The 8,011-nt window shown below is 75.3% G+C and carries 7 protein-coding genes and 2 tRNA genes; 5 read left to right on the top strand and 4 right to left on the bottom strand.

All coding sequences use genetic code 11. The annotated features are described in order from the left end of the window. Positions 1–676 precede the first annotated feature (676 nt). On the top strand, positions 677–1,591 hold the full coding sequence (gene erm, locus E1264_RS36760; RefSeq protein WP_243711400.1) for an ErmE/ErmH/ErmO/ErmR family 23S rRNA (adenine(2058)-N(6))-methyltransferase: 915 nt from the start codon (positions 677–679) through the stop codon (positions 1,589–1,591). Positions 1,592–1,647: 56 nt separating this feature from the next. Here the strand turns inward: erm and E1264_RS36755 are convergent, their stop codons facing one another. Continuing rightward, positions 1,648–3,105 carry a benzaldehyde dehydrogenase gene (locus E1264_RS36755; RefSeq protein WP_132181174.1) on the bottom strand — a complete coding sequence of 486 codons (1,458 nt, stop codon included), beginning with the start codon at positions 3,103–3,105 and terminating at the stop codon, positions 1,648–1,650. A 440-nt stretch (positions 3,106–3,545) separates the two neighbouring features. Between E1264_RS36755 and E1264_RS36750 the strand changes: the two genes are divergently transcribed. Continuing rightward, positions 3,546–3,618 (top strand) — tRNA-Asp (locus E1264_RS36750). Positions 3,619–3,664: 46 nt separating this feature from the next. Continuing rightward, positions 3,665–3,739: transfer RNA gene (locus E1264_RS36745), tRNA-Arg, on the top strand. Between the two features lie 25 nt (positions 3,740–3,764). Here the strand turns inward: E1264_RS36745 and E1264_RS36740 are convergent. Further along, positions 3,765–4,484: a TetR/AcrR family transcriptional regulator gene (locus E1264_RS36740; RefSeq protein ID WP_132181171.1), complete on the bottom strand. Its 720-nt coding sequence runs from the start codon at positions 4,482–4,484 to the stop codon at positions 3,765–3,767. A gap of 121 nt (positions 4,485–4,605) precedes the next feature. Here E1264_RS36740 and E1264_RS36735 point away from each other — a divergent pair, with 121 nt between their 5' ends. Together E1264_RS36735 and E1264_RS36730 are read left to right on the top strand one after the other, a co-directional pair. Beyond that, complete coding sequence (locus E1264_RS36735; protein ID WP_132181169.1) at positions 4,606–5,619, top strand: ATP-binding cassette domain-containing protein; 1,014 nt, start codon at positions 4,606–4,608, stop codon at positions 5,617–5,619. Continuing rightward, a complete protein-coding gene (locus E1264_RS36730; RefSeq protein WP_132181167.1) occupies positions 5,616–6,467 on the top strand; it encodes an ABC transporter permease in 852 nt (283 codons plus the stop codon). The genes E1264_RS36735 and E1264_RS36730 overlap by 4 nt, the downstream gene beginning before the upstream one ends. Positions 6,468–6,565: 98 nt before the next feature. Here the strand turns inward: E1264_RS36730 and E1264_RS36725 are convergent, their stop codons facing one another. Further along, positions 6,566–7,099 (bottom strand): GNAT family N-acetyltransferase, encoded by a 534-nt coding sequence (locus tag E1264_RS36725; protein WP_132181165.1) that lies wholly within the window; start codon positions 7,097–7,099, stop codon positions 6,566–6,568. Then, the coding region (gene rsgA / locus E1264_RS36720; protein WP_132181163.1) for a ribosome small subunit-dependent GTPase A at positions 7,096–8,011 on the bottom strand (916 nt) is incomplete at its 5' end. The genes rsgA and E1264_RS36725, both read right to left, overlap by 4 nt.

The following is an 8,011-nucleotide window of genomic DNA, read 5'->3' as shown; positions in this document are numbered from 1 at the left end:
GTGTCGGCGGCGGTGGAGCTGCCGATGTGACCGGCCCGTTCGTCGCCGGGTTCGACGATCTGCTTCTCGTAGTGCGGTGGCCAGCGCAGCAGCATCCGGCGGCCGCAGGTGGGGCAGGCCCATTCCTCGCGCCCGGACTCGTCGATCCGGACCATCCGCATCTCGTGCGTCCCGTACACGATGTGGCCTCCTCGACCTCGGCGGGGTTCCGGCTCCGGGGGTTGTGGGATTGTGATTGCCGACGCCAAGGGGGTTAAACGGGATGGCGAACGACCTTTAAGGTCCGGTCACGTCCGGGGCCGAAAAACCTTTTGGGACCGTCCGCGGCCCGGCGCTACGATGGCGCCCATGTCAGGTATGACGAAGAGCGCGGCCCGGGTGGCCGGCTCCGCGGCCGTGTACGTCCGGCTGCGTGAGCGTCGCCCCGCCCTGGACCGCCCGGCGCGCACCGGCGCCTGACCTTTCCGCGGGCCCGCCGAGCCGGCGCTCCCGTGATCCGGCGTGATCTTTTCGCGGTGTCTTCCTGCGTGCGGTGTCCAGGGCCTTCGAGCGTCCGCCGACCATCTTCGGGCGGGCCCGCCGGACACCGGGCACGCGCTGCGCGCTTCCCGGGTGAGCCCGGGCCGGGGCCTGTCCCGTCCGGCCCGCCGAGGCCGCAAGCCGAGGACACCCCACCGTGCCCCCAAGGCCCCGAAACACCAAGAACACCCGAAACACTGGAAACGTCACACGCGGATCGCGGAACTCGCGCCCGGCGGCGCGCGGGAGGGCGCGCCGCGAGCTGTCGCAGAACTTCATCGCCGACCCCGCCGTCATCGCCCGCTACGCCCGCACCGTGGGCCCGGGCGGAGCCCGCTATCTGGATGGTGACGGGCGGGGATTGGAGGACGAGGAGCCGGGCGGTGGGCTGATCGTGGAGGCCGGTGCCGGCGACGGGCGTGTCACCGCCGCGCTGGCCGGCCGCGCCCGCCGCGTCATCGCCTACGAGATCGACCCGGTGCTGGCGGGCCGGCTCGCCGAGCGCTGCCGCGACCTGCCGAACGTGCGCTGCGTGTCCGGCGACTTCCTGGCCGCGCGCCCGCCGCGCGGGCCGTTCCACCTGGCCGGGAACATCCCGTACTCGGTCACGTCCCGGATCGTGGCGTGGGCGCTGGAGGCGCCCGGGCTGGTGTCGGCGACGCTGGTGACGCAGCTGGAGTACGCGCGCAAGCGCACCGGCGACTACGGGCGGTGGAGCCGGCTGACGGTGCGGACGTGGCCGGAGTTCTCCTGGCGGCTCGGCGCGCGCATCCCCCGCGACCGGTTCCGTCCCGTCCCGCGCGTGGACTCGGCGGTGCTGCGCCTGGACCGCCGCGCCGTCCCGCTGCTGCCGCCGGCGGTGATGGACGACTACGTCCGGTGCGTGGACGTGGGGTTCGGCGGGGTGGGCGGCACCCTGCGGGCCTCGCTGCGCCGGGCGTATCCGGCGGCGCGGGTGGACGCGGCGTTCCGCGCGGCGGGGGTGCCGCGCGACGCCGTCGTCGCGTTCGTGCATCCCGACCGGTGGGTGGCGCTGGCCCGCGTCCTGCACGACCACGGCCCGCCGCCCTGACACACGCCCGGCCCGCGCCCCGGACGGAACCATCTGGGGCGCGGGCCGGCGGGTGGTCAGAAGGGGTAGGTGGCGATCTGGTCGCGGACCGTGACCCACTGCGTCTCGGTGAACGCCTCGATGTTGGCGTCGGGCCCGCCGAACCGGGACCCGTTCCCCGACGCCGCGAGCCCGCCGAACGGGACGACGGGCTCGTCGTTGACGGTCTGGTCGTTGATGTGGACCAGCCCGGTCGGGACCGCGTCGGCGATCCGCATCGCCTGCCCCACGTCGCCGAGGATGCCCAGCGACAGCCCGTACTCGCTGGCCGCGGCGAGCGCGATCGCCTCCTCGGTGGTGGAGAACGGCACGACCGGCGCGACGGGCCCGAACACCTCCTGGGCGTAGGCGGGCATGTCCGGGGTGACCTCGGCCAGCACGGTCGGGCGGTAGAACAGGCCCTCGTAGGTGCCGCCGGCGGCGAGCCGCGCACCGGCCGCGACGGTGCCGCGCACCAGCTCGTCGACGTGGGCGAGCTGCCCCTGGTCGATGATGGGGCCGAGCGCGACGGGCCCGGACGCCGGGTTCCCGACGGGCAGCTTGTCGGCCTTGTCGGCCAGCGCCGCGACGTACTCCTCGTGCAGGCTCTCGTGCACCAGGTGCCGCCCGGAGGTCATGCAGATCTGCCCCTGGTGCAGGAACGCGCCCCACGCGCCCGCCGACACCGCGTCGGTGACCTTCGCGCCGGGCAGGACGATCAGCGCGTTGTTCCCGCCGAGCTCCAGGTGCGCGCGCTTGAGGAGCCGCCCGCACACTTCGCCGATCTTGCGTCCGGCGGCGGTGGAGCCGGTGAAGGACACCACCCGCACCTCCGGCGCCGCCACGACCGCCTCACCGGCCTCGCGGCCGCCGGGCAGCATGTGCAGCAGCCCCTCGGGCAGCCCGGCCTCCTGGAAGATCCGCGCGAGGACCACGCCGCCGCACACCGCGGTGCGCGGGTCGGGCTTGAGCAGCACGGCGTTGCCGAGCGCGAGCGCCGGCGCGACCGACCGCATCGACAGGATCAGCGGGAAGTTGAACGGCGCGATCACGCTGACGACACCGGCGGGGCGGCGCCGCGCCAGGCTCCACCGGGGCTGCGCCGACGGCAGCACCAGCCCCTGCGGGTGGGACGCCAGCGCCGCGGACTCGTAGCATAGGCTCGCCGCGAAATGCGCCTCCAGCTCCGCCTTCGGCGGGATCGACCCGGCCTCCCGGACGATCCACTCCTGGATCTCGGCGGCATGGTCCTCGAACAGCCGCCCGGCGCGGCGCAGCACCGCGGCGCGCTCCTCGTAGGTCTGGGCGGCCCAGTCGCGCTGCGCGGAGGCGGCGGTCTCGGCGGCGCGCTGGACGTCGCCGGCGGACGCCTGGCCGAGGGTGCCGAGCGTCGCGCCGGTCGCGGGCTCGGTGACGTCGTAGACGCCGCCGGCCGCGGCGGTCCAGCCGCCGTCGAAAATCTTCCCGGTCCAGACTCCGGGGTCGAGCAACGCCATCGCTCCTCCTCGCTTACGGGGTTGTGCGCGCGGACCCGCGCACGCACGCAGATCCCCGGATCCCACCCTCGCCATGCGAGGCCCGCGCGGGAACTTTCCCGTTCCATTCAATGGAAACAGGCCCGGCGGGAAATTGCGTTGCGGGCGGCCGCGCGGCGGGGCACCCTGGAGATCACAGGGGACGCCGGAACACCCGGCCACCCCAGGTCAAGCCGGCAGGTCAAGCCAGCAGGCCAGGCGAGCAGGTCGGGCCGGCAGGTCACGGGAGGAGGGGGTCATGATGCGCAGACGGCGACGCCGCGATCGCGACCTGGCCCGCGCCACCGGGCCGGCGGCCCCCTGACGCCCGCGCCTGCCCGCGCGGCGGCCGCCTTCCCCTCCCCGGGAGAGCGGCCCTTTCCGTCTCCGGCCCCGTTCCCGACGTTCTACGCGACGTTCACGACCTCGTAGCTCAGCGGACAGAGCACCGGCCCGTCACGCCGGACGCCGTGGGTTCGAATCCCATCGGGGTCGCCGGCCCCGCCCCCGCTGTCACCCTGGGGGCGGGGTCCCGGTCCCGCTCCCCGTAGCTCAGCGGACAGAGCACCGGCCTCCGAAGCCGGAAGCGCAGGTTCGATCCCTGCCGGGGAGACCACCCCGCACGCCCGCATCCCCCGCCGTCAGGGGGGCGGGAGGACGGCGGCGATGCAGTCCAGGACGCGGTCCAGGCCGTAGCGGAACTGCTCGTCGGGTGTCATGTGCGGCAGCCGCGCGTCCACGACGATCCGCTCGAACATCGGGTACGCGCCGGTCTTGAGCAGCTCGCGGACGTAGGGGCCGCTCTGCGACATCCACCGCTCGGGCGTCATGCCGCTCCGCTCGCTCTCGCGCGCCCATTCGATCTCGCTGCGCACGACGCGCTCGACGTAGCCGCCGAGCATGTCCAGCAGGGTGAGCATCTCGTCGATGGGGATGCCGACGTCCAGGGAGCCGAACGCGAACTCCGTCAGCCGCAGCCGGTTCGGTCCCGGGACGGCGCGCGGGTGGTGCAGGCTCGCCAGCCAGGGGTGCCGCTTCCACACCGCGCGGGTCCGGTCGGCGAACAGGGTCAGGTCGGCGCGCCAGTCGCCCGAGGGGCGGTCGGGCATGTCCATCTCGGCCAGGACGTGGTCGGCCATCAGGTCGATGAGGTTGTCGCGGGAGGGGACGTAGCGGTACAGCGACATCGCGCCGGTGCCGAGGTCGGCGGCGATGCGACGCATGGACGCGGCGTCCAGCCCGTCGGCGTCGGCGATCCGGATCGCCGCCTCGGTGATCTGGGCGCGGCTGTAGGCGGGCCGGGGCCCGCGCCCCTGCCGTTCGGGGACCGACCAGATGCTCACGAACTCGCCGCCCGACACCGGACCTCCTCGCCGCCTCGCCACCGCCGCCGCCATCCTAGTTGCGTACGACGTACCCAGTTGTTTACCCTGACGGTCCATCAGTTGCGTACATCGTACTCAGATTGTGCTGGAGGCCCCTGTGACCGACGAACCGATCGTGGTCGCCGAGGCGCTGCGCAAGCGCTTCGGCGGCACGCGGGCCCTCGACGGCCTCGACCTCGCCGTCCCCGCCGGGACCGTCTGCGGGGTCCTCGGTCCCAACGGCGCGGGAAAGACCACCGCCGTGCGGATCCTGGCGACCCTCGCCGACGCCGACTCCGGCACCGCCCGCATCGCCGGGCACGACGTCGCCCGCCACCCCGACCGGGTGCGGGAGCGGATCGGGCTGGCCGGGCAGTACGCCGCCGTCGACGAGAAGCTCACCGGCCGCGGCAACCTGCGCATGTTCGGCCGCCTGTACCACCTGTCGCGACGCGACGCGCGCCGCCGCGCCGACGAGCTGCTGGAGCGGTTCGGGCTCGCCGAGGCCGCCGACCGGCAGGTCGCCGGCTACTCCGGCGGGATGCGCCGCCGCCTGGACCTGATCACCAGCCTGATCCTGCGGCCCGAGGTGCTGTTCCTGGACGAGCCCACCACCGGCCTGGACCCCCGCGGCCGCGGCGAGATATGGGACGCCGTCCGCGAGCTCGCCGCCGACGGCACCACCGTCCTGCTCACCACCCAGTACCTGGACGAGGCCGACCGGCTCGCCGACGACATCGCCGTCGTCGACCGCGGCCGCGTCATCGCCACCGGCACCCCCGACCGGCTGAAGGCGGAGATCGGGGACCGGCTCGACGTCGTCCTCTCCGACCCCGCCGCGGCCGGTGGCGCCGCCTCGGTCCTGCACCGCCTCACCGGGGCGCATCCCGCCCTGGACGCCGGGCGCCTGTCGGTCCCGCTCACCGGCGGGAACGTCCGCCTCGCCGACGTCGTCCGCGAACTGGACCGCGCCGGCGTCACCGTCGCCGACGTCGCGCTGCGCCGCCCCACCCTGGACGAGGTGTTCCTGCGCCTCACCGGCGGCCCCGCCGAACAGGCCGAGACCACCGGGATCACGGAGCCCGCGGAGGACTCCGAAGCCGCCGGGCGGCGGAAGGAGGCCGTCCGATGACCGCCCTCACCACGCCCGCGCCCGCGGCCGTGTCCCGCGTTGGGCGCCTGCGGTGGACGCTCACCGACGGGCTCACCCTCGTCGGGCGCGAGTTCGCGCGCCTGCGCCGCGAACCCGGCGAGCTCATCGGCGCGCTGGTCTTCCCCGCGACGATGGTGGTGCTGTTCGGGTACGTGTTCGGCAGCGCCATCGCCGTGCCCGGCGGCGGGAACTACCGCGAGTACCTGATGCCCGGCCTGTTCGCGATGGTCACCTTCACCGCCACCATGGCCGTCACGCTGCGCGTGGCCACCGACGCCTCCCGCGGCGTCATGGACCGGTTCCGGTCCATGCCCGTCGCCCGCTCCGCGGTCCCGTTCGGGCAGACCGGCGCGGAGATCCTCAGCGGGGTCCTCGGCATGGCGATCATGGCGGCCGCGGGGCTGCTGGTGGGGTGGCGCGCGCACGGCGGCGTGTGGCCCACCGCCGAGGCGTTCCTGCTGCTGGCGCTGATGCGGTACGCGCTGAGCTGGGCCGGGTGCTATCTCGGGCTGGTGGTGAGGAACGAGCAGACCGCCGACCAGCTCATCCCGCTGGTGTTCCCGGTGACGATGCTGTCCAACTCCTTCGTCCCCACCGAAGGGATGCCCACGGTGCTGCGGGTCATCGCCGACTGGAACCCCGTCAGCGCGCTCACCGCCGCCTGCCGCGACCTGTTCGGCAACCCGGGCGCGCCCGCCGCCGGGGACGGCGCCGGCCTGGCGTGGCCGCTGGCGCACCCGGTCGCCGCGACGCTCGGCTGGTCGGCGCTGCTCCTCGCGGTCTTCGTGCCGCTGTCGGTCCGCACCTACCAGCGCCGCGGCCGCTGACACCCGCGCTGAAAGGAAGGGGGGCGGGGCCACGGTTTCGGGACATGGGCCCCGCCCCCCTTTCACGGACCGCTCACACGGGACGGGTCACGGCGGGGTCAGACGCCGAACGGGGCCGGGTAGGCGACCGTCCCGGACGGGACCGGGCCCGGCCCGTCCAGCACCAGCGCCATCAGCGCCTCGTCGGGCACCTCGAACGCCACGCCGACGCCCAGCGACGACGCCCGCGCGAACCCGAACCGCGGGTAGTACTCCGGATGCCCGAGCACCACCACCAGCCGCTCCCCGCGTCCCGCCGCCGCGCGCCCGGCCGCCGCCGCCAGCACGGCCCGCACGGCCGCGCCGCCCGCGCCGTGCCGCTGCCACCGCGGCAGGACCGCCACCGGCGCCAGCGCCAGCGCCGCCGACACCTCGGCCGGGCCCTCGCCGACACGGCACCGCGTCGCCAGCGCGTACCCGGCGACCGCGCCGCCCGGGGCCTCGGCGACCATCGACAGCTCCGGCACCCACGCCGCGTCCTCGCGCAGCGCGTCCACCAGGTCCGCCTCGGCGGCCGTCGGGAACGCCGCCTCGACCACCGCGCGGACCGCCGCGCGGTCCCCGGGCCGCTCCTGCCTGGTCGTCCACGTCATCGGTTCCGCCCCCGCTCCTTGTACATCTGCCGCTGTGCCTTCCTGATGGTCTTCCACCGGTTGTCGCGCTCGGCGCGCAGCCGCGCGTCGGTGCGGGCGGCCGCCCACTCGTTCTCGCGCAGCAGCTTGCGGTAGCTGTCCAGGCGCCGCCGCGGCAGCGTCCCGTCCTCGACCGCGGCGAGCACGGCGCAGCCCGGCTCGGCCTGGTGCGCGCAGTCGGCGAACCGGCACCGGGCGGCCAGCTCCTCGACGTCGGCGAACGTGCGCTCCAGGCCCTCGGACGCCTCGAACAGCCCGACGCCGCGCAGCCCCGGCGTGTCGATCAGGACACCGCCGCCCGGCAGCGGCAGCAGCTCGCGCCGCACCGTGGTGTGGCGGCCCTTGCCGTCCTGCTCCCGGACCGCGCCGGTCGCCAGGACCTCCCGGCCGAGCAGCGCGTTGCCGAGCGTGGACTTGCCCGCGCCCGACGGCCCGAGCAGCACCACCGTCCCGGTCAGCACGGCGCGGACGACGTCGATGCCGTCGCCGGTCGCGGCGCTGCACGACACCACGTCCACGCCCGGCGCGGCGGACGCCGCCCGCGCCTCGGCGCCGGCGGCGTCCGGTACCTGGTCGGACTTGGTGAGGACGACCACGGGCCGCGCGCCGCTCTCCCAGGCCAGCGCGAGCAGCCGCTCCACCCGGCCCAGGTCCAGGCGGGCGGTCAGCGACACCGCGATCGCGACGGTGTCGACGTTGGCGGCCAGCACCTGGCCGCGCGAGTCCCGCGCCGCCGACGACCGCACGATCGCGGTCCGGCGCGGCAGCAGCGCCGCCACCGCGGGCCGCCCGTCCGGGCCGTCCGGGCGCAGCGCCGCCCAGTCGCCCGTGCACGGCGCCACCACCGGATCATCGGCCGGGTCGTCGGGGGAC

The organism is Actinomadura sp. KC216, assembly GCF_004348535.1.
Taxonomy (GTDB): Bacteria; Actinomycetota; Actinomycetes; order Streptosporangiales; family Streptosporangiaceae; genus Spirillospora.
This window is presented reverse-complemented; position numbering and strand designations above follow the sequence as displayed.